General features: G+C 70.2%; 2 protein-coding genes and 1 pseudogene. All 3 read right to left on the reverse strand.

What is annotated here, in order from left to right:
- Positions 1–106, reverse strand: a pseudogene (locus GJ633_RS18340) (carbon-nitrogen family hydrolase); the annotation flags it as partial.
- Positions 107–109: 3 nt separating this feature from the next.
- Positions 110–538, reverse strand: coding sequence for a CoxG family protein (locus tag GJ633_RS16825; RefSeq protein ID WP_156589665.1), 429 nt, complete (start codon positions 536–538; stop codon positions 110–112).
- 94 nt (positions 539–632) lie between these two features.
- Positions 633–860, reverse strand: a complete 228-nt coding sequence (locus GJ633_RS16830; protein WP_007998354.1) for a hypothetical protein — start codon at positions 858–860, stop codon at positions 633–635.
- Positions 861–1128 lie beyond the last annotated feature (268 nt).

Here is a 1128-nt window from a genome sequence, read left to right on the forward strand (position 1 = left end):
GGTCCGCCCCGTCGGCCGCGGCCGCGCGGATCCGGTCGACCGCGCGGTCGACGTTCGCCGCGACGGCGCCGCCCTCGACGTCGAGCTGGACGCAAGCGACCTGCATGGTTCAGGCGGTCGTTCCCAGCGACTCGCGGAGGGCGGCCTCCAGGTTGTCCAGTTCCGCGTCGAAGTTGCGCTCGAAGAACGCCTCGACGCCCGGGAGCCGGCCGTCGACCACGAACTCGTTGGCGAGCCGACAGCCGCCGTCCGTCTCCTCGATCGTGTGCTCGCCGGTGACGCGGAACGCCCGCGATCTCCCGACGAACTTCACCCGGTTCGGCGGGTCGCGTTCGACCTCCTCCGTCTCGACCGAGATGGTCGACCGGATCATCGGAACCGGCAGCGCCACGTGCCACGTCGCGCGCCCGTCGCCGTGGAGATCGTACGTGTCGACCACGCTGATCGCCCCTGCGCGCTTCTCCGCGTCCGAGATGAACGCCCACACGTCCGCGGCGGGAGCGTCGAACTCGAACGTTCGGGAGACTCGGACGGTCATGCGCGAGGGTTGGGGCAGTGGGTGTTAAAAGTACACGAGTCGATCCGACCCTCCGAGTCAAGCCAACTTCCCCGACGGCGTCGGCGGCGCGAGGTCACCCCTGCGGCGTCACGCGCCAGGTGGTCGAGCGGGCCCGTCCCCACTTCTCGATGTCGACGTCGTCGGACTTCTCGGCCAGCCGCGGCAGGCGCGACCCCACCTGCTTGGCGGTGAGACCGATGGCGTCGGCTATCGTCTTCGAGCGGACGTACCGCTCGCCGCGGGTGACGCTGTCGGTGAGGTACGCGAGGATCCGCTGTTCCTCCTCGGTGTACTCGCTCATCGCCGACGGGTAGGCGACTGACATCCTTAACGGTTTCTCGTCGAGGGCCCGTTCGCCGACACACCGCGTGCGGACACGGGGGCTCGAGAACCCCTCGGAGTCACCGTCGGAGGCACTCCCTCGCTCAGTTGTAGACCTGCGCGGCGACGACCGCGCAGACGGCGAAGACGAAGGCCGCCGCGAAGCCCCACGCCCGACCGAACTGCGACGGGCCCGGAGCCATCGCGAGCGTGCCGACGACGCGCGACGGCGCCCAACGCGAGCCAGC

Origin of the sequence: Halorubrum sp. CBA1125 (assembly GCF_009742825.1) — an archaeon.
GTDB lineage: Archaea > Halobacteriota > Halobacteria > Halobacteriales > Haloferacaceae > Halorubrum.